23 protein-coding genes are annotated in these 20,266 nt (G+C 40.9%); 11 read left to right on the top strand and 12 right to left on the bottom strand.

Translation table 11 applies throughout. The annotated features are described in order from the left end of the window. The first annotated feature begins 11 nt into the window (after positions 1-11). The gene (locus DDV96_RS05275) at positions 12-815 is read left to right on the top strand and encodes a lysophospholipid acyltransferase family protein (RefSeq protein ID WP_116693713.1); all 804 of its coding nucleotides are present in this window, start codon (positions 12-14) and stop codon (positions 813-815) included. A gap of 52 nt (positions 816-867) precedes the next feature. On the opposite strand, the gene DDV96_RS05270 is transcribed toward DDV96_RS05275, so the two are convergent. From DDV96_RS05270 to xerD, 4 genes are all read right to left on the bottom strand, one after another. Continuing rightward, positions 868-1,581: a DUF6048 family protein gene (locus tag DDV96_RS05270; RefSeq protein ID WP_116693712.1), complete on the bottom strand. Its 714-nt coding sequence runs from the start codon at positions 1,579-1,581 to the stop codon at positions 868-870. Continuing rightward, positions 1,547-2,047, bottom strand: coding sequence for a DUF6452 family protein (locus DDV96_RS05265; protein WP_116693711.1), 501 nt, complete (start codon positions 2,045-2,047; stop codon positions 1,547-1,549). Before DDV96_RS05265 ends, DDV96_RS05270 begins: the two co-directional genes overlap by 35 nt. A 29-nt stretch (positions 2,048-2,076) precedes the next feature. Continuing rightward, the gene (gene rlmD, locus DDV96_RS05260; protein WP_116693926.1) at positions 2,077-3,486 is read right to left on the bottom strand and encodes a 23S rRNA (uracil(1939)-C(5))-methyltransferase RlmD; all 1,410 of its coding nucleotides are present in this window, start codon (positions 3,484-3,486) and stop codon (positions 2,077-2,079) included. Between the two features lie 104 nt (positions 3,487-3,590). After that, on the bottom strand, positions 3,591-4,487 hold the full coding sequence (gene xerD, locus DDV96_RS05255) for a site-specific tyrosine recombinase XerD (RefSeq protein WP_116693710.1): 897 nt from the start codon (positions 4,485-4,487) through the stop codon (positions 3,591-3,593). 103 nt (positions 4,488-4,590) lie between these two features. On the opposite strand from xerD, the gene DDV96_RS05250 reads away from it, so the two are divergent. The 6 genes from DDV96_RS05250 to DDV96_RS05225 all read left to right on the top strand — a co-directional run bounded on the left by DDV96_RS05250 (position 4,591) and on the right by DDV96_RS05225 (position 8,605). Next, positions 4,591-5,145: a porin family protein gene (locus DDV96_RS05250; protein ID WP_116693709.1), complete on the top strand. Its 555-nt coding sequence runs from the start codon at positions 4,591-4,593 to the stop codon at positions 5,143-5,145. Between the two features lie 223 nt (positions 5,146-5,368). Continuing rightward, positions 5,369-5,929 (top strand): porin family protein, encoded by a 561-nt coding sequence (locus DDV96_RS05245; protein WP_116693708.1) that lies wholly within the window; start codon positions 5,369-5,371, stop codon positions 5,927-5,929. A gap of 86 nt (positions 5,930-6,015) precedes the next feature. Continuing rightward, entirely contained in the window at positions 6,016-6,630 is a 615-nt protein-coding gene (locus tag DDV96_RS05240; protein ID WP_116693707.1) for a porin family protein, read from the top strand. A gap of 127 nt (positions 6,631-6,757) precedes the next feature. After that, the gene (locus tag DDV96_RS05235; protein ID WP_116693706.1) at positions 6,758-7,384 is read left to right on the top strand and encodes a porin family protein; all 627 of its coding nucleotides are present in this window, start codon (positions 6,758-6,760) and stop codon (positions 7,382-7,384) included. A 70-nt stretch (positions 7,385-7,454) separates the two neighbouring features. Continuing rightward, the gene (gene aroQ / locus DDV96_RS05230; protein ID WP_116693705.1) at positions 7,455-7,880 is read left to right on the top strand and encodes a type II 3-dehydroquinate dehydratase; all 426 of its coding nucleotides are present in this window, start codon (positions 7,455-7,457) and stop codon (positions 7,878-7,880) included. Beyond that, entirely contained in the window at positions 7,877-8,605 is a 729-nt protein-coding gene (locus DDV96_RS05225; RefSeq protein ID WP_116693704.1) for a Dph6-related ATP pyrophosphatase, read from the top strand. Before aroQ ends, DDV96_RS05225 begins: the two co-directional genes overlap by 4 nt. A gap of 81 nt (positions 8,606-8,686) precedes the next feature. Here the strand turns inward: DDV96_RS05225 and lpdA are convergent, their stop codons facing one another. Then, complete coding sequence (gene lpdA / locus DDV96_RS05220; RefSeq protein ID WP_116693703.1) at positions 8,687-10,063, bottom strand: dihydrolipoyl dehydrogenase; 1,377 nt, start codon at positions 10,061-10,063, stop codon at positions 8,687-8,689. A gap of 209 nt (positions 10,064-10,272) precedes the next feature. Here lpdA and DDV96_RS05215 point away from each other — a divergent pair, with 209 nt between their 5' ends. Then, positions 10,273-11,739, top strand: a complete 1,467-nt coding sequence (locus DDV96_RS05215; RefSeq protein WP_116693702.1) for a zinc metalloprotease — start codon at positions 10,273-10,275, stop codon at positions 11,737-11,739. 65 nt (positions 11,740-11,804) lie between these two features. Continuing rightward, positions 11,805-13,202 carry a T9SS type A sorting domain-containing protein gene (locus DDV96_RS05210; protein WP_116693701.1) on the top strand — a complete coding sequence of 466 codons (1,398 nt, stop codon included), beginning with the start codon at positions 11,805-11,807 and terminating at the stop codon, positions 13,200-13,202. Positions 13,203-13,273: 71 nt separating this feature from the next. On the opposite strand, the gene msrB (DDV96_RS05205) is transcribed toward DDV96_RS05210, so the two are convergent. Genes msrB (DDV96_RS05205) through DDV96_RS05195 form a run of 3 tightly spaced genes read right to left on the bottom strand, consistent with a single transcriptional unit; the run spans position 13,274 to position 14,675 of the window. After that, positions 13,274-13,675: a peptide-methionine (R)-S-oxide reductase MsrB gene (gene msrB / locus DDV96_RS05205; protein ID WP_116693700.1), complete on the bottom strand. Its 402-nt coding sequence runs from the start codon at positions 13,673-13,675 to the stop codon at positions 13,274-13,276. Beyond that, complete coding sequence (gene msrB / locus DDV96_RS05200; protein ID WP_116693699.1) at positions 13,668-14,150, bottom strand: peptide-methionine (R)-S-oxide reductase MsrB; 483 nt, start codon at positions 14,148-14,150, stop codon at positions 13,668-13,670. The genes msrB (DDV96_RS05205) and msrB (DDV96_RS05200) overlap by 8 nt, the downstream gene beginning before the upstream one ends. Positions 14,151-14,153: 3 nt before the next feature. Next, positions 14,154-14,675 carry a collagen-like protein gene (locus DDV96_RS05195; protein WP_116693698.1) on the bottom strand — a complete coding sequence of 174 codons (522 nt, stop codon included), beginning with the start codon at positions 14,673-14,675 and terminating at the stop codon, positions 14,154-14,156. Between the two features lie 116 nt (positions 14,676-14,791). Between DDV96_RS05195 and DDV96_RS05190 the strand changes: the two genes are divergently transcribed. Next, the gene (locus DDV96_RS05190; protein WP_116693697.1) at positions 14,792-15,610 is read left to right on the top strand and encodes a M48 family metallopeptidase; all 819 of its coding nucleotides are present in this window, start codon (positions 14,792-14,794) and stop codon (positions 15,608-15,610) included. A gap of 193 nt (positions 15,611-15,803) precedes the next feature. Continuing rightward, a complete protein-coding gene (locus DDV96_RS05185; protein ID WP_116693696.1) occupies positions 15,804-17,141 on the top strand; it encodes an MFS transporter in 1,338 nt (445 codons plus the stop codon). 56 nt (positions 17,142-17,197) lie between these two features. Here the strand turns inward: DDV96_RS05185 and DDV96_RS05180 are convergent, their stop codons facing one another. The 4 genes from DDV96_RS05180 to DDV96_RS05165 are packed head-to-tail and all read right to left on the bottom strand — an operon-like array spanning position 17,198 to position 20,126. Further along, positions 17,198-17,929, bottom strand: coding sequence for a head GIN domain-containing protein (locus DDV96_RS05180; protein ID WP_116693695.1), 732 nt, complete (start codon positions 17,927-17,929; stop codon positions 17,198-17,200). Positions 17,930-17,942: 13 nt separating this feature from the next. Beyond that, positions 17,943-19,028 carry a hypothetical protein gene (locus tag DDV96_RS05175; protein WP_116693694.1) on the bottom strand — a complete coding sequence of 362 codons (1,086 nt, stop codon included), beginning with the start codon at positions 19,026-19,028 and terminating at the stop codon, positions 17,943-17,945. Further along, positions 19,012-19,578 carry a hypothetical protein gene (locus DDV96_RS05170; protein ID WP_116693693.1) on the bottom strand — a complete coding sequence of 189 codons (567 nt, stop codon included), beginning with the start codon at positions 19,576-19,578 and terminating at the stop codon, positions 19,012-19,014. The genes DDV96_RS05175 and DDV96_RS05170 overlap by 17 nt, the downstream gene beginning before the upstream one ends. Continuing rightward, a complete protein-coding gene (locus DDV96_RS05165; protein ID WP_116693925.1) occupies positions 19,575-20,126 on the bottom strand; it encodes an RNA polymerase sigma factor in 552 nt (183 codons plus the stop codon). The genes DDV96_RS05170 and DDV96_RS05165 overlap by 4 nt, the downstream gene beginning before the upstream one ends. Between the last annotated feature and the right edge of the window lie 140 nt (positions 20,127-20,266).

Below are 20,266 nucleotides of genomic sequence, written 5' to 3'. Positions count from 1 at the left end.
AGATTCATTTTATGGGGCTTTTTAAAAAAAATCCTTTCGGACATATATTGTTTTTAAAAAAATGGCTAATTCGTATTATGGGGGCCATGACCCACAGGCGTTTTAAGGGGTTCAACAAATTACAGATTGAGGGAAGTGAAATAATTAAAGAACTGCCCGATACCAATGTGCTGTTTGTGTCAAACCACCAAACGTATTTTGCCGATGTCGTGGCGATGTTCCATGTGTTCAACGCAAGTTTAAGTGGGCGCGTGGATACCATTAAAAATATAGGCTACCTCTGGAACCCAAAACTGAACATCTATTTTGTAGCCGCCAAAGAAACCATGAAATCCGGACTGCTGCCTAAAATTTTGGCTTATGCAGGTTCGGTAAGCATTGAGCGTACGTGGCGGGCTAAAGGCGAAGAAGTGAACCGCCAAGTAAAAATGAGCGATGTAAGCAATATTACCAAAGCTTTGGATGATGGTTGGGTGATAACATTTCCACAGGGAACCACAAAACCTTGGAAACCCATACGCCGCGGGACGGCACATATTATTAAAAAGAATAAACCCATTGTTGTTCCTATCGTGATCGATGGTTTTAGGCGATCGTTTGATAAAAAAGGAATCCGTATAAAAAAACGTGGCATCTTACAGTCCATGGAAATCAAAAAACCGTTGGATATCGATTATGAAAACGAAAGCGTTCAGGAAATCGTAGAAAAACTGGAATACGCCATTGAGCAACATCCTTCCTTTTTAAAAGTAATTCCTGAAAAAGAAATAGAAAAAGAAGAGGAACTCAATGAAGAGAGACGTTGGCGCTATTAACGTTTCTTTGACGTTAAAACGATTTTTTGAACAATGCTGGATTTTTGGTGCGCTACTTCTTAAAAATAGGAATCAGGTATGAAATGGTGTAACCGTACCCCACGCCAAATTCGCTAAAATCGTAGGTTCGGTTAAAGCCTGGAATGTAGAGGTTTCCAAAGTTGTCCGGCTCGTCTTCGCCCAACTTTCGTTTCAACTGTAGGTTTACAGAAAGATACAGGTTGTTTAAAATTTCAGTTTTTATGCCCACGATCAATTCTACCCAATGGCCCGTCAAGCCTTTATATTCCCTTGGACTTTCTTTAAATGTCTGCGGAAAAGCTTGGTTGGTGGTGTAAACTTGATACGACAGCAGTTCTTGTTTAAAAGTGGAAAACCCGTAACGCAATCCGGCGAAAATAGCGTTTTCCATCCCTATCCAATTGTTATAGGCATTGTAATCGAACCCCAGTTTAGCGTAGCTTCCGGTGGTTATGGAGTTTAAATTGGGCTCAAACCGTTCTTTTTTTTCATTGCCTAATTCTGCAGCTGCATAAAATTTATCGCTTACGCGGAAATCGCCTATCACCTCGAACCCCGAATAACCCTTTTCAAAAGCGGTACGGGCAAATTTTGACAAATCGGTCCCTACCCGAATGCCATATTTGTTGTTGGTGACCGAGGAGTCGATTACAGCTTCGTTTTTTTCAGTTTCTTCTTGTGCCACCGTTACCAATGACACACAAAAAACACTAATGCAAAATAGTAATGTGCGTGTCGTTTTCATTTTCTACGGTATTGTTGGTAGCGTTTACATTAATTTGAAAAATCCAATTATCGGTGCCCTCATCTTCAAAAGTGGCGTCTAAATTGTTATAAATGGTTTTATAAGAACAGGCACGGTTTACATAAATATCTTCCCGATCATAGGAAAATTCCACAATGTCTGTGTTTGGAGGATTGGGGACGCTATCCGTATTTATGGTAAAACGGTAGCGGGTAACATCGGCTCCAGTATTTAAGGGAATTGCAATAGAGTCGGTAGTTTGGTTGTCGAGCACCGTTACGCTATTCTCCAAAGTGGTTTCAATGGTCAATCCATTCGCGGGTTTGGCTTCGGTGGTTATGGCCGCATTTTTAAAGGTAATGATGAGCAGGGGAGTGGTCTGTGTGGTTTCGGCACAAATATCGTCACGGGTACAACCGTTACAAGCCACTAAAACCAAAAAAGCGATACAGAATTTTTTTATCATAGTCGGTTTTCGAAATTTTCCGAAGAAAGTTATCGTTTTTCCAAAAGTACAACATTTTCTACGTGATGCGTCTGCGGAAACATATCGACCGGTTGCACTTGGGTTACTTTATAGCGTTCGTTTAATAAAGCCAGGTCCCGTGCTTGTGTAGCGCTGTTGCAACTCACATAGACAATTTTCTCGGGCGACAGTTTTAACAACTGCATCACCACATCGGTATGCATGCCTTCGCGCGGTGGATCGGTTATGACCACATCGGGCGTTCCGTGGGTATTGACAAAGTCTTCATTAAAAACCTTTTTCATATCGCCCACGTAAAATTCAACGTTATCAATGCTGTTTAATTGTGCGTTTTGTTTGGCAGCTTCTATGGCTTCGGGAACGGCTTCCACGCCAATCACTTTTCCAGCCTTTTTGGCTACAAATTGGGCAATGGTCCCCGTACCGGTATAGAGATCGTACACTAACTCGTCTCCTTTTAAATTGGCAAAGTTTCGGGTTATTTTATACAGTTCGTAGGCTTGTTTGGAATTGGTCTGGTAGAAAGATTTAGCGTTAATTTTAAACTGCAGCCCTTCCATTGTTTCGGTTATGTGGTCTTTTCCGTGGTAACAAATGACCTCTTGATCGTAGATGGTATCGTTTCCTTTGGAATTGATCACATACTGGAGCGACGTGATCTCGGGAAATTCGGTTATAATGGCATCCAGTAATTTTTCACGGTTTTCCTTTTCTTCAAAATAAAACTGAATCAACACCATAACATCGCCCGTGGTCGCGGTTCGCAGCATTAAGGTGCGTAAAAAACCTTCCTGTTTCCGTGGGTTGAAAAAGGACAAATTGAGTTCTTGGGCCTTTTCCTTTACAAAATTTCGAATGGCATTGCTGGGATCGCGTTGCAAGTGGCATTTTTCAATATCGATGATTTTGTCCCACATTCCGGGTTTGTGAAAGCCAAGGGCGTTTCGGTTTTCAATTACTTCGCCGCTGTCAATCTGTTCTTGCGTAAGCCATTTGCTGTCACTGAAAGAGAATTCCATTTTATTTCGGTAAAAATAAATTTCTTCTGAACCTAAAATAGGCGTGACCTCGGGCAGTTCAATTTTCCCTAAACGTTGCAGGTTGTTCACCACTTCTTTCTGTTTAAAATACAATTGATGCTCATAGCCCATGTGTTGCCATTTGCACCCGCCACAGGTGTCGAAATGTTGGCAAACAGGTGTAACGCGTTTATCGGAATACGTAGTGAAAGCCACAGCCTTACCTTCGTAATAGGCCTTTCGTTTTTTATAGGTTTCAATGGTCGCCACATCACCGGGAATAGCGTTGTTTACAAATACCACCCGTCCGTCGGGCGCTTTTGCGACGGCCTTGCCTTTTGCCCCGGCGTCGATTACTTCAAGGTCTTCAAATATTTTGCGTTTATTGCGTCTTGCCATAGGGTGCAAAAATAACATTAATACCGTGGAAACTTCAAAATGTTGGGCATAAAAAGTGCTTGTGGTTTTTAAGGGAAAAATCAGTTGCACTGCAACTGCGGGATTTATTTCCGGGGGTGGAATTTGTTGATCACCTCGGTAAGGTGGGTGGTGTCCACGTGCGTGTAAATTTCGGTCGTGGTAATGCTTTCGTGCCCCAGCATTTGTTGGATGGAACGTAAATCGGCCCCGTTTTCCAACAAATGGGTGGCGAACGAATGCCGAAAGGTATGCGGACTCACTTTTTTTCGGACGCCTGCTTTTTCGGCCAATTGCTTCACGATGGTAAAGATCATGGCTCTTGTGAGTGGGTTTCCCCTTCGGTTTAAAAACAGCGTATCCTTAGCCTTGGGTTGCACAGGAATATGGATGCGCACCTCATTTTTATAAATATTGATGAACTTTATGGTATTGCCGCCAATGGGCACAAACCGTTCTTTATCGCCTTTTCCCGAAACTTTTATAAATCCTTCTTCAAAAAAGAGGTCCGAAATTTTCAGGCCGGTCAGTTCTGAAACCCGCAAACCACAAGCATACAGGGTTTCCAGTATGGCCCGGTTGCGCTCGCCTTGTGGATGGCTTAAATCAATAGCATTGATCAAGGAGTCTATTTCTTTAGTAGAAAGCGTATCGGGCAGTTTCCGGGTAATTTTTGGGCTTTCCATAAGTTCTAGCGGATTTGTTTTTCGGTATTCTTCAAAAACCAAATAATTGAAAAAACCGCGCAGACCAGAAATAATACGGCTTTGCGATTGCGGCTGCATGGTTTTTGCAATCTCGTAAATAAACTGTTGTAGGGTTTCTTCGGAAATGTTCAAAGGCGATTCGTTGATGGCCATAACAGAAAGCCAGTTAACCAACTTTTTAAGGTCCAACGAATAATTTTTAATGGAATTGGCCGAGAGCCCACGCTCAATGCGAAGGTAATCCTGATAGTCCTGTACTGCCTGTTGCCATTTCATATTGCTATATTAAGCAATAATGCGGGTTCAAAAAAATAAAAGGATGGCAATGTCCGTTATTAACCGTATATTAAGTACCTAACATTTAAAATTAACAAACATTATGAAAAAACTGATTTTTGCCGTTTTGGCATTGGTAACCATAACAACAACGCAAGCGCAAAATATTGATTTGGGTATAAAGGCTGGTGTGAACTTTGCAAATGTAAGCGATGTGAGTGATTTTGACAGTAAAACCGGTTTTGTCGCAGGGGCATTCGTTGGGTTTAAATTAAGTGATAACTTGGGGTTACAGGCAGATTTGCTCTATTCGCAACAAGGAGCAGAGTTTGATGCCGGGAAGTTTGATTTTGATTATATAAACGTCCCTATCATCGCAAAAATATATTTAATGAAAGGGCTCAATTTGCAAGTTGGTCCCCAATTTGGTTTTGTAGTAGATAAAAAAACGGAATTCGATCTAATTGATTTTTCAGAATTACCGGATTTTGAAGATTCCGATGTTTCTGGTGTTATTGGCGCCGGTTATGACTTTCCCTTGGGGATACGTGTTGATGCCCGGTATAATTTTGGATTTAACGACTTAGGGAAAGATGACGCTTTTGAAGTAGGTAAAAACAGGGTGTTTACCATTTCTTTGGGATATAGCTTTCTTTAATTAACTTTACCTAATGGTACAAAAACCATTTTTTATAATAAGAACGGATGATAGCCATTGGCGGATAAATTAGCGTAGGGACATGATCACTTAAATTTACGTGCTTCAATATCTTATCTAACTTCTCTTTGCCAGTTAAAATTAAACGATATATTTTTGAAAGAAACACAGCACGGGCATGCCGTGACACCATAATAATCTAACATTAAAAAGAACAAATACTATGAAAAAACTGATTTTTGCCGTAATGGCACTGGTAACCATAACAACAACACAGGCGCAAGGTCTTGATTTAGGAATTAAAGCAGGGGTTAACTTTGCAACTTTGACCGATGCAAGTGGTCTGGATAACCGCACTGGCTTTGTCGCAGGGGCTTTTGTAGGCGGTAAATTGGGCGATAAATTTGGCATCCAAGCAGATTTGCTCTATTCACAGCAAGGTGCCGAATTTGAACTGGGAAGTTTCGACCTGGATTACGTAAACGTGCCCATCGTCGCCAAAATTTACTTAACCGATAATTTGAACCTGCAAGCGGGCCCGCAATTTGGTGTATTGGTGAATGACGATACACAAACCGTGATTGGCGAAGTAATCAACGATATTGGCACCAACGATTTTGATATTTCGGGCGTCGTGGGCGTAGGTGTGGACATTCCGTTGGGACTGCGTTTAGAAGGCCGTTATAATTTTGGATTGACCGATGTGCCCGAAGAAAACGGGGCCGATTTCAATAAAAGCAAAAACAGTGTCTTCACGCTGTCAGTAGGTTACAGTTTCCTTTAAGAGCCTTTAATATAAGCTTATAAATCCATTAATACTTTTTTCGTAGTCGTAGGCTTAGCTTTGTCCAAAACCTAAAATAAAAGACTGTGAAAAAAGTATTTTTTATTGCTGTACTGGCCGTTTTTGGCATAACAGCAACACAAGCACAAGAAGTAAGATTAGGCGCCAAAGGTGGAGTTAACTTTTCATCGCTTTCAGGTAAGGGGTTTGACGCTTTTGACGATCCCGAAGGCAGAACCAGCTTTCATTTAGGGCTATTGGCAGAAATCCCGTTAAGCGAACGTTTTTCCATTCAGCCAGAGGTACTGTACTCAGGGCAAGGGTTCGATTTGGTAAGCCGGGAAGGTGCCGATGACACCGAAGTACAATTAGACTACATCAACGTGCCCGTTATGGCAAAAGTGTATATAGTGGAAGGCTTATATGCTGAAGCCGGGCCGCAAATAGGCTTTAACGTTAAAAACGAAATCGATAGCGATCCCGATGATTTTGGCTCGGGCGAAACCGAATTGGACGGCGATATGTTTAACGACGTTGATTTTTCGGTAGGCGTTGGGGCCGGTTACCGGTTTAACAACGGGTTGTTTTTAAACGCCCGTTACAACTTCGGATTGAGCGATATTGTTAACAATGAAGACCTTCCTGTTGAGGTAGATGCAAAAAACACGGTATTTGCCGTTTCTGCAGGGTATTCGTTCTAATGTAAAACTTCCATTAAGAGCAAGAAAAACAGGGCGAAAAGCCCTGTTTTTTTATGGGAAGGCGTCTTAAATGTTAATTATTTTGCTATTTTTGAGGTATTATTAATCAAAATCTAATATTTAAATTATGAAAAAATTATTACTATTTGCTGCCTTTGCAGTATTCGCAACAACCTTTTCCTTCGCCCAAGAAGTGCGTTTAGGCGCCAAAGCCGGTGTTAACTTTGCTTCTATTGGTGGCGATGAAACCGATGATGTTGATGGCCGTACCAGTTTTCATATTGGCGGGGTGGTTGAAATCCCTATCTCAGAAGTATTTTCAGTACAACCTGAATTGTTATACTCTTCGCAAGGAGCCAAAGAAGAATATTCTGAAGATTTTTTAGGAGAGACTATATCAGCAAAAGCTGAAATGAAGTTGGATTATATAAATATTCCAATACTTGCAAAATACTATGTTGCCGAAGGCTTCAGTATAGAAGCTGGTCCTCAAGTTGGATTCTTGGTTTCGGCAAATGGCGAGTATGAAGTGTCCGGTGGAGGCCAAAGTGAGTCTGAGGAAGAAGACATCTCAGATTTTGTTTCTGGAGTGGATTTCGGTATTGGCGCAGGTGTTGGCTATAGATTGCCAATGGGTGTGTTTTTTCAAGCACGTTACACGTTAGGTCTTTCAAATATTAATGATGGTGAAGGGTCTGATGACTTTAAGAACCAAAACAATGTTATCCAGCTTTCGGTTGGGTATTCGTTCTAAGTAACGATTGAAAATTAAACCTAAAGCAGGAGTGTAAGGCTCCTGCTTTTTTATTTTCTATATTTGAGCTATGAAATTAATCATCATCAATGGCCCTAACCTCAACCTGCTCGGAAAACGCGAAACCGATGTGTATGGCGACCAATCGTTTCAGGATTTTTTCACAAAGCTTCAGTTTAAACATAAAACAATAGAACTGGAACAATTTCAATCCAATATTGAAGGCGAATTGATTGATAAGCTACAAGAAGTAGGCTATAGTTACGATGGCATCATTTTAAACGCCGCCGCTTACACCCATACTTCAGTAGGGATTGGCGATGCGGTAAAAGCTATTGAAACGCCCGTGGTCGAAGTCCATATCTCCAATACGTTTTCACGGGAGGATTTTCGGCATAAATCGTACATTTCGCCAAATGCCAAAGGCATTGTTTTAGGGTTTGGCCTGCAAAGTTACGAGTTGGCCCTGCAAAGCTTCTTGACCAACGAACAATGAAACAGACCTATCTAAATTGGAGTACTGGGAAAGATGCTGCACTGGCGTATTTTTTTCTGAAAAACAACCCTGATTATCACGTTTCAAAATTAGTTACGACCATAAATAAGGATGTGGGCCGCGTTTCCATGCACGGGTTGCACGAAACACTTTTGGATGCCCAAGCTGAAAGCATAGGATTGCCCCTTCAAAAAATATACTTGCCGAAAGATACCTCGATGGAAGTATATAACGCCACAATGAAAGAAACGACCCGAAAACTGAAATCACAAGCATTTACACACGCGGCGTTTGGCGATATCCTTCTGGAAGATTTAAAAAAATATCGGGAAGAACAATTGGAAGCCGTAGGTTTAAAAACAGTTTTCCCATTGTGGCACCACAACACCACTTCGTTAATGAAACAGTTTTTGTCATTGGGCTTTAAAGCGATAACCGTTTGCGTGAATGCAAAACTATTGGATAAATCGTTTGTGGGAAGGAAAGTGGACGAAGCATTTTTAAATGACTTGCCCCATACGGTCGATCCCTGTGGTGAAAACGGCGAATTCCACACCTTTGTGTACGATGGGCCTATATTCAGCCAGCCTGTTCCTTTTAAAATAGGAGAGAAGGTGATGAAAGGCTATACACCTTCAAAAAATGATGATGAGAAATGCTTTTCCGATGACGTTAAAAGCTGGGATACGCAATTTTGGTATTGTGATTTACTTGCCAATCAATAAGAATAATGTCCGGTCGAGCGCAGTCGAGACCTTATTGACAGTCGGTAATTGATAGTTCTCGACTGCGCTCGAACAGACAGACTATAAATGAATTACCTCATCATAAGCGGCAGCTGTTGCTTCCATCACTGCTTCACTCATGGTTGGGTGTGGATGCACGGCTTTTAATACTTCGTGTCCTGTAGTTTCAAGCTTTCTACCCAGAACAGCTTCAGCAATCATATCGGTCACACCGGCACCAATCATATGGCAACCTAGCCATTCGCCGTATTTGGCATCGTAAATCACTTTTACAAAGCCTTCTTTGGTTCCGGCGGCGCTTGCTTTACCACTGGCAGAGAACGGGAACTTGCCTATTTTAAGCTCGTACCCGGCTTCTTTGGCTTGTTTCTCGGTCATACCTACGCTTGCAATTTCGGGGGAAGCATACGTACAGCCTGGGATATTTCCATAATCCATGGGTTCTACGTTCATTCCTGAAATTTTTTCAACACAAATAATGCCTTCAGCCGAAGCCACGTGTGCCAAAGCTTGACCGGGAACACAGTCACCAATGGCGTAATACCCGGGAATGTTGGTCTGGTAATAATCGTTTACCATAATCTTTCCTTTATCGGTCACAATGCCTACGTCTTCAAGCCCTATGTTTTCTATATTCGCTGAAATGCCCACTGCTGAAAGCACCACATCTGCTTCCAGTGTTTCTTCGCCTTTTTTGGTTTTAACCGTGGCTTTTACGGTTTTTCCGGAGGTGTCCACTTTTTCCACAGATGAATTGGTCATCACCTTAATCCCGGCTTTTTTGAACGATTTTTCAAATTGTTTTGAAACCTCTTCATCTTCCAACGGAACCAAGTGTGGTAAAAATTCGACGATGGTCACTTCGGTGCCCATGGCATTGTAAAAATGAGCGAATTCCACGCCAATGGCGCCACTGCCCACCACGATCATCTTTTTAGGTTGGTTGTCCAGCGACATCGCTTCCCGATAGCCAATTACTTTTTTACCGTCTTGCTTTAAGTTAGGCAATTCACGGGAACGTGCTCCGGTGGCAATGATAATGTGGTCTGCAGAATATTCCTTGCCATCGACATCCACCTTTTTACCCGGTTTCAGTTTTCCGAAACCGTCGATCACGTCGATTTTATTTTTTTTCATCAAAAACTGAACGCCTTTGCTCATCCCGTTGGCAACGCCGCGGCTGCGTTCAATAACTTTTCCGAAGTCTTTATCGGCACCTTTTACGGTTAGGCCGTAGTCTTCGGCGTGGTTTAAATAATCGAAAACCTGTGCGCTTTTCAATAAGGCTTTGGTGGGGATACAGCCCCAGTTAAGGCAGACGCCCCCAAGGCTTTCTTTTTCAATAACAGCTGTTTTCAGTCCTAATTGTGAAGCCCTTATGGCGGTAACATAGCCCCCGGGCCCACTTCCTAAAACGATTACGTCGTATTTGCTCATTTCGTTGTTTTATGTCGTTATTTTGAAGCTACGAATTTACAAAATGTTCGTGTAACGAGGTAGGAAAGAGAAAAAAAACAACTTGCTATCCACTTAACCATTGACTTAAGGGGATTAAAAAAAATTAAGAAATTTTTAACATCAAATAAATTTTTTTTGTATGTTTGATAGTAGCTCCCCCTTATTTACTAATTAAAACTTATGTTATTATGAAAAATTTTACAAAAATTCTCACCCCCCCCCTCAAATTATTATTGATCCTTTTGTTGTTTGGTAATTTTATGAATGCCCAAACCCTAAGTGAGTTTTGTGCCACTCCTGAAGACACAGCACCTGATCCAGCTAATGTTTATAGTTACTCGGCAGACCCTGCTACATTAGATGATTGCCAACCCATCGTTGTGAATATTTTTTTCTGGGGCGTTAACCGACCGAATGGACAGAATGATTATCCCGATAGAGAACATATGACCTTAGAAACTGTAGCAAATTTGAACATTGTTTATAATGAATTTGGTATTTATTTTAAATACCGGGGTTATGAAGAATTTGACAGCCCAGCATTGCCCAACGACCCTAATGGATATTATATTCTTGAACATTGGACACACTTTTCTGCTTTAACCACTTACGCAGCTAATAATGGGTATAGAAAAAATGATGCTTTTAATGTCTATGCGTATGGATGGGGAAATGGCTTTGGTGGTATTTCTCCTGGATATAACACAACTATAAGCGGTCTTTCTTCTGGACATTTAGCAGCAGATGATCATATACCAGTGCATGAAATTGGGCATAACCTAAGCATACGACATACCAGAAGTTGTGGTAGCATCTGTGAACACGTAACCCGAGACCCCAACGATCCTAATTTTAATGCAGATGTTACTGCAGACCGTGTGGTAGATACTGCGGCCATGCCATGTTCGTTTAGGGATCCTAGTTGTGATTGTTATCCAGATATTGATCCACTTACCTGTGCTTATACCGGTGATGGTAAAGACTGTCAAGGTACTGATTACGCAATATTCCCAGAGGATTTAAAAAACGCGATGTCCAATGCCAACCTCTGCCCGGAAAACCTATTGACTACGGGGCAAGGCATCCGTGCCCGTGAAGCTTTGATAGCTGACACACAAGGAAACTATGCGCCTACCCTTACCACCATAGAATCGTTGTACGAACCCTATGCTGGGGAATATTACGATTTAGGCCCAGAGCAAGACCCAAAGGATAAACCACTTTTCCAGCCTGGTTTTGATTATAAGTTTTACAGGTGCTGTTGCGACTACCCACAACCTTCAGATTTTAACGATGTATCTTTTGAATATGGAGGTGTTAACCCCATATTGTCCATTTCAAAATATGAAACGGATTTTGATCTAATAACCCACCCCAACCATACGGCTATTTATATTGAAATGGAACTGTGCGATTATAACGGACAGAATGTACGGAAGTGCTACGATAACTGGAATAGGGCCGCTGATGACGGGAGCGTTACCAAATTTAATGACGGGGTTTTTAATACCAATGTAACGGTGATGCCTAAAGATTCACAAAGCATCAATGACCCAGACTTGGTCAACGATCTGGGGCCAGGGCTCTATAAAATCGACAAAAACTACAACGATGGCTCGACGGATGAAACCGTAATTCAAAAAAACAATAATTAATAGGAATTTAATAACGATAAAGGCTATCTATTTACAAGAGGTAGCCTTTATTAAAATATATTATTATGAAAAATATATCTATAAGTATAGTTGTTTTTTTCTGTTCTTTTTGCTCGTTGGCTCAATCATTTAGTTCAGCAAATATTATTAACAGCGAGGTACGAAATGTAAATGCTGTAAGTGCGGAAGATCTGGATGGAGATGGTAACAACGATATATTGGTTTGTTATACCAATGTTTCAGGAAGTTTTATAAGTTGGTTTAAAAATATGGATGGAACAGGGGCATTTGGGGCAGAACAGCATATCACGAACGGGGTAGGGCAAAGTTTTTCAATAGTGGCTGCCGATATAGATAATGATGGGGATATGGATGTACTGGCAACCTCTTTTGACAACAGATTGGTTATGTGGTTTGAAAATACTGATGGGCAAGGAAACTTTGGCCCACAGCAGCCAATAGATGATAATGGAACAGGTGCTGGAGCACATAGTACAATCGCTGCCGATGTAGACGACGATGGAGATATGGATGTCATTGCTGCATTTGACTTAGATTTTCTTGCATGGTATGAAAATACAGATGGGCAAGGTTCGTTTGGTCCCAGACAGGTAATTACCAATATAGCCACCAATGCGCGTTCTATACAAACAGCCGATTTTGATGGTGATGGCGATCTGGACATTGCTACATCCTCTTCCGGCAACATTACGGTGGCTTGGTTTGAAAATACCGATGGGCAGGGCACATTTGGACCAGAACATATAATCGCAGGGGCTGCCTCTGCTGTTATAACTATTTTTGCTGTAGATATGGATGGCGATGGGGATATGGATATAATAAAAGGAACAAATGCGACAGATGAAATTGCTTGGCATGAAAATATTGATGGGGAAGGGAATTTTGGGCCTTCTCAAATTATCACAACCGAAGCCGAATTTGTTAGGGATGTAGTTGCCATCGATGTTGATAATGATGGCAATATGGATGTGATATCAGCATCTTCGAGTGACAATAAAATTGCTTGGTATAAAAATCTGAATGGTACAGGTAGTTTTGGTGTCCAACAGATAATAGATTCCAACCTTGAAAACCCACGAACGGTATATGCTACAGATCTGGATGGCGATGGGTATCCAGATGCGATATCCGGTACTCGCTACAATGGGCCAGAAACCGATTTTAGACTCGTATGGTATAAAAATCAAACTTATTTAGATATCGAAGAGAATAATGTCATTGATTTGCAAATATATCCCAACCCTGTAAAGGATATCCTCTTTATTACTGCTCCAACAGAGATCATTGAAACTATAACTGTTTACGATGTATTGAGCAAGGTCATCTTGCAAAAAACAAAAAATGTTGCTCAAATAAACGTTAGTGGGTTGCCAAGCGGTATGTTTTTAATGAAGATACAAACGGGTAATGGTGTAATCACAAAAAAAATTATAAAGGAATGATTAAAAAAAGCATCAAGTTCCAAATTAACTGATTTTAGAACCTGATGCTCGCTTCATTTATAGCTGGGAGGTTACTCTTCTTCAAAATCCACCGAAAGCGAATTGACGCAAAAACGTTGCCCTGTTTCAGTGGGGCCGTCGTTGAATACATGACCTAAATGGCTTCCGCAATTGGCGCATAGAATTTCGGTACGGATCATTCCAAGGGAGGTATCGCGCACATACTCGACTGCGCCATCAATGGCTTCGTCAAAAGACGGCCAGCCACAGCTGCTTTCAAACTTGCTTTCGCTTTTAAAAAGCGGTGTGTGGCAGGCGCCGCATTTGTAGGTGCCATCTTCAAAATGGATGTTGTACTTACCGGTATGCGGGCGTTCGGTACCGGCTTCACGAAGAATCCTGTATTTTTCCTCGCCTAATTCCTTGCGCCATTCGGCTTCTGTTTTTTGTATGGGATAGGTTTTATTACTCATCTTTTTCAGGTATAAAGTCTAAGGCAACACCGTTAATGCAATGCCTTTTTCCGGTGGTTTCTTTAGGGCCATCATTAAAAACATGCCCTAAATGGCCGCCACAGGTAGCACAGTGTTCTTCGTTTCGGCTATAACCTAACTTGTTATCGGTTGAAAAGGCAACGTTTCCTTCGATAACCCGGTCAAAACTGGGCCATCCGGTGCCGCTTTTAAATTTGTTTTCGCTTCGGTATAAAGGGGTTCCACAACCGGCACATACGTACGTTCCTTTTCTGGTATTGCTGTTCAATTCGCTGGAAAAGGCAGGCTCGGTTGCGGCTTTCCGAAGCACTTGGTATTCCATATCGGTCAATTCGGCTTTCCACTCGGCATCGGTTTTGCTAACGGGGAACTCTTTTTGTTCTTTTTTGTCCTGTGCTTTAGAGTTGCAGCTTAACAGCAACACACTGCACAGTAAAAAAACGATCTTTTTCATAGTTTAATTTTCAAGATTAATGACTTCAATTTCTGAATTGCTCATAATATCATCCATAGTTAAATCTGCGGAAGCAAATTCGGCTGGAACAATGACAACCCTGAATATTTGGTCGTTGGTAAAGTCTGAACCTAACGTCGTGACGTCAAAATTCCCATCGATCACAAACTGAATATCTAAAAAAGTATGGTTAAAGCTATATTGAAAAACATCGCCCGTACCATCGTTGAAAAACTGACTTCTGGGCAATTGTTCCCAAACATCTGCCGGGGGGTTTACGCTATTGTCTTGCCCAACCAATTGATAGGCCAAAACGGCGTCGCTTTCAAAAACTTCTATGGTATTTGGAAAAGCAACTATGGGCGAAGTCAGTGATACATTACCATCGTATTGAAAATCAACTGTGGTTTCAAAGACTTGGGCTAAAAATTCGTCCCCTGGAGGGCCTTGAGGTCCTGGGTCGCCCTCACAAGATGAAAATAAAATAGTAGTTGAGAGCGCTAAAAATAAGAGTATCTGTTTCATAATTTGTGTGTTTTAACGCTAATATATCAAAAGCTATTCCAGTTTTTATGTAAATTTTAATAAAAAGCCATGGTTTTATTTTTAAATTTAATTTTGAAATGTAAAAAAACAACACAATGAGCTATAAAAAAACACTGTCACTATTAGTTGTGCTCGTATTTGCAGTAGCGTGTAGCACGAACCCGTTTACCGGAAAAAAAACCTTGGCCTTGGTGCCCAATTCACAAATACTGCCCATGGCTTTTCAGCAATACGATCAATTTTTGAAAGAACACAAAGTGATCAATAACACCCCAGATGCCCGGATGATAAAAAATGTAGGCCAAAAAATAGCCCGCGCCTCAGAGCGGTATTTAACCGCCAATGGGTACGCTGGTTACTTAAAAAATTACCGCTGGGAGTACAATCTGGTTCAAGACGATGCCGTTAACGCTTGGTGTATGCCAGGTGGGAAAATAGTGTTTTACACCGGTATCTTGCCGGTTACTCAAAATGAAGCAGGGGTTGCCGCCGTTATGGGGCACGAGGTAGCACACGCTTTGGCCAATCACGGCCAACAACGTATGAGTGCCGCGCAATTGCAGCAATTAGGGGCTGTGGCTGGAAACTTGGCACTGGCTAAGGATCCAGAAAACCAACAATTGTTCAATCAATATTATGGTGTAGGAACCCAAGTGGGCGTGATGTTGCCTTTTAGCCGAAGCAATGAAACCGAAGCCGATAAAATAGGCCTTACCTTGATGGCCATTGCCGGATACGACCCCATGGTGGCGGCCGATCTTTGGCAACGCATGAAACAGCAGGGCGGCGGAGCCCCACCCGAGTTTTTAAGCACCCACCCATCGAGCGACACCCGTATAAGAAACATAAAAAGTTGGGCCGCAAGTGCTAAAGCCGAAGCCCGAAAGTATGGGGTTACGTCTTTTCAGAAATAACTTAGATTTGAGATGTGAGATGTGAGATTTGAGATGTGAGATGTGAGATATTAGAGCTGTTGTTTCTGTTTTGTCATCTTTATAGGATAGACATTTAGACACTTCCATTGTTTTCAAAACAAATAAAATAAAGTACTTTAGTCCCGTCTTGATATGGTATCTGGACGGGATTTTTATTCGTAAAAATAAAAACATGACCAACTTACCAAAGGGGAGCAAGAAACTCCTGTATGCTTGGGCCGTTTACGATTGGGCCAATTCTGTGTATAACTTAGTGATTTCCTCGGCCATTTTCCCCATTTTCTATGGTGCGTTGACATTGGTAAAGGATGATAACGGAAACATTCTGGACGATACGGTTACGTTTTTGGGCTTCGATTTTAATAACGACACGCTCATAAGCTATGTTACAGCAGCAGCTTTTTTAATGGTTTCGGTTTTGAGTCCGCTATTGAGCGGTATTGCCGATTATGTGGGCAACAAAAAAGCATTTCTGAAGTTTTTCTGTTATCTGGGTGCTGTTTCATGCATTGGCTTGTTTTGGTTTTCCTTAGACTATTTATGGTTTGGACTGTTGTGCTATTTTTTGGCACTGATAGGCTTTTGGGCCAGTTTGGTATTCTACAACTCCTATTTACCGGATATTGCCTTTCCTGAACAACAAGATAGAATAAGTGCCAAGGGGTATTCGCTAGGGTATGTGGGTAGTGTGATTTTGCTGTGTATTTGTTTAGCGATGATCTTGATGCACGAAACTTTCGGATTTAAAAACGAAGATTTCCCCACGCGGTTGTCCTTTGTGTTGACTGGGGTTTGGTGGATCGGGTTTAGCCAATACACCTATTATTACCTTCCGAAGGGAAACAAAAAACAAAAATTTACGAAGCACCTGCTTTTCAACGGATTTAAAGAGTTAAAGAAAATTTGGCACAAGTTGGGCGAAAACAGAAGCCTAAAGCGGTATCTCGCAGCTTTCTTTGTGTATAGCATGGCCGTACAGACCATTATGTTGGTGGCCACCTATTTTGGTATTGAAGAACTGGATTGGGGCAAAACAAATGCCACCACGGGATTGATAGTCAGTATTTTATTGATACAGCTGGTAGCGGTTTTAGGGGCTTTTTTAACCTCTAGGGCATCTGCTCGATTTGGAAACATCAATACCTTGATTGTATTGAACATGATTTGGATTTGCATTTGTGTGTACGCCTATACCATAACAAGCCCAACGCAATTTTATGTCACCGCAGGATTTGTGGGCTTGGTCATGGGCGGGATACAGTCACTTTCGCGTTCTACCTATTCAAAATTACTGCCGGAAAACGCCATAGACACGGCTTCTTATTTCAGTTTTTATGATGTTGCCGAAAAAATAGGGATTGTTATCGGGATGTTCAGTTACGGGTTCGTGGCGCAAGTAACGGGCAGTATAAGGTATGCTGTATTGTTCTTTATCTTATTTTTTGTGATAGGGCTTCTTTTACTCTTTAGAGTACCACAGAAAAAAAGAATGTCAAAAAAAGAAGCCTAAAAAGCGTTTGGAAGAAATAGTACTTTTTAGGCCCATTTTTGATTGATGAGTGTTTCTTACATAGATTGTATCGTGCCGCTGCCTAAAACTTTGGTATCACTTTGAGAAGGGTTTCCTTTATAAGAAATATTCCCCGAGCCGTTCACGCGAGCTTTGATGCTTTTTTTTGCTGAAACCATACCGTCGCCAGAGCCGGATACATATACTTCTGTGTTGTTTGCGTCAAAGTTTCTTCCGTCAAAATCACCGCTTCCGCTAATTTTTAACTCAAAGTCATCGGTATTGCCGGTTAACGTCATATCCCCAGAGCCGGTAACTTTTGCATTCAAGGAATTTGTTTCAACTTTCAAAATAATATCACCGAAGCCGGTAACACCAGCGTCAAAATTATCAGCTTTAATTGTTTGAGTAGCGGTAATATCGCCCGAACCGACCAAGGTGACTTCAGAAATTTCATCAAAAGGAACAGTAACGTTAATTCCTTTTTTGGTTCTAATGGAAATACCTTTTTTAACTGAAATAGTCAACACAGTACCGTTACTGCTGATGTCTAAATGCTCATGAAGGTTTTCATCTGTTTTGACAGTGATAGATCCTTCAGCACCGTTAACCAAGGTTACATCCATAGAACCGGTCACGTGAATGTGATCATAGTCGCTTGTTGAAACGGTTTCAGTAGTTGCATGGCCATTTCCTTTGATTTTTGAAGCGTTCCAGTTTTGTGCTACAGCTTGCTGCACCGTTAACGCTATAAAAGCTGTGAGAATACATCTTGTTAGTGTTTTCATTGGTATATAGGTTTTAGTTTTTATAAAAGGTTACGCCGCCGTAATCTGAATTAATGTTAACCGTATTCCCAGAGTTTTGTTTACCGTGAAATCCGCTATACTTGCTGCTGGTGTAATCTTTAGAAGACTTTAAAATGGTCACTTCTTGTTCGCCTTTAAAACTGGCGTAGGATAAATCTATTACAAAATCGAAATTATAACTACTGTCAAAGCCCATTTTTACACCGGTATAATCTGCCTTGATGGTAACATTTTTGGCCTGGAAACTTACGTTATCAATATTAATTGAGCCATAATCGGTATTTAAATTGAGGGAACCAGTAATGGTGCCTATTTTGTTGTTTACATAATCACCGCGACCGATAACGTCTTCGGCTTTACCAATGATTACCTTTCCATAATCACAATTGTAGTTAATGCTTTTTCCATCTATAATTTCAGATTGGGTGTAATCTGCATTTAATTCTAATCGCTCAGTTTTTTCTAAGGTAAACCCTGAATAATCGGCGTTGATTCGGCCACTTTTCATATATCCGATGGTGGATTTATCGGTATAATCAAAGGTAAGGTAGTTGTTTTCTGCTAGCAATTCACCAATAATCAACTGTCCATAATCACAATTTATCGTAGCGTGTCCCTTCAATTTATTCATGCGAATGGTGCCATAATCGTTGTTTAAGTCTACGGTATTGGTAATAGGTAGTTTAATGGAATAATTAACTTCTACGGAAACGTTATTTTTACTGCTTCCCCACCAGCTCCAACCGGATTTTTTATTTTCAAATGTTGTTTCGGCAGAAACTAGGGATGAACTAGCGTTAAATTCAACATCAATTTCGCTAAGACGTGCTATAACTTTTTCTTCGTTATCGCCATTGGTTTTTATCGTGACTTCTATGACGGTTCGGTTTTCATCCCAAGTTACGATATCTAAGTTTCCATAACTATTTTTTACCTGCAAACCGGTACCGGAATTGACGTTAAATTCTTTTTTAATTGTTTTCTCTTTGGTGTATTTTCCTTTCATCTTTTCCGGTGTGGCCATCGCTACGGCCGGAATAAGGAAAAGCACGAGTAGTGTTTTAGATAGTGGTTTCATTTTTATTTGCTTTAAGTGTTTTAATTTCTTCGATGGTGTTGATAACGTTTTGTAACAGATCAATTCGATTTTGAAAGTTGGTGATCATTGCATAAATTACCCGTTTGTCATTTCCGCTTTCTACAAGATCTTTTTTAAGTCCTTCATATTCTCGTTCAAGGATGTCAATTTGTGCTAAGGCATCTTCTACAAGTGTTTTTGCTTCAGGACTTTCTAAACTTTTTAAGGTTTTTAACTCTTTATTGATGGTTGCTGTAAAGAAAGATTGGGTGCGTTGCATTTCTGGCGATACACTGGCAAGATCCTGGGCTTTAGCTTCTGTGCTCTGAAATAAAAATCCGATGGCCAGTAAAACAGCAACGGTTGCGGCAATGCTCAAGGGTTTCCACCATTTCGTTGATCTGCGCTTCTCTTTTAATGCTTCTTTATGTCCTTCAGCCTGCGCTTGTAATTTGGTCAAAAACCGTTTTTGATGACCTTGTGGTGTGTCGTGCACGTCAAAACGTGTACGGTTTTGCTCAAATAAAGTGTCTAGTTCATCTTTCTTCATGACGCTATTTTTAATTTTTTTCGTAAACTTTCTTTCGCTCGTGACATTAATGTTCTACAATTGGCATAACTGATGTCTAAAATTTCACATATCTCTTCATAATCATAGCCTTCAATTAAATGAAGTGTTAAAATTTGATGATACGTGCGGTGCAAAGTTTCCATACAACTCAGTATAGAAGCCGCTTTATCGGTAGTGTAATCTTCTTCAGGTATTCCGGAGGCCTCTTCAATAGTCTCGGCAATGGTTTCATCCGGTATGTCAATGAAACGCTGTTGCTTTTTGTATTGTGAAATACTATTATTGACCACAATACGCTTTAACCAAGATCCAAAAGTGGCCGTACCTTTAAACGTGTCCAGCTTATTGAAGGCACTTATAAAAGATTCTTGCATGATATCTTCGGCTTCTGCGGTATCTTTTACAATCCGTACGGCAACATTATACATAGCCCGTTGATAGCGATTATACACTTCTAACTGCGCCAATTGGTTTCCTTTTTTACAGTGCTCCAATAATGAGTCAATATGTTGGTCGGTCAATGTCAAAAACAAGCTTGTTTATACTAAAGATAATGTTTGTTTCAAAATGTTACAGTTGTGATGAAAAAATATATATTACAATTCTGAAAATATCTTTTTCAAACGAGTAAGGGGTATCATTAAATAGGAGTTGAAAAAACATGGTG

The organism is Marixanthomonas spongiae (genome assembly GCF_003095375.1).
Classification (GTDB): domain Bacteria; phylum Bacteroidota; class Bacteroidia; order Flavobacteriales; family Flavobacteriaceae; genus Marixanthomonas; species Marixanthomonas spongiae.
The sequence above is the reverse complement of the archived record's forward strand: the minus strand, read 5'-3'. Positions and strand labels throughout refer to the sequence as shown.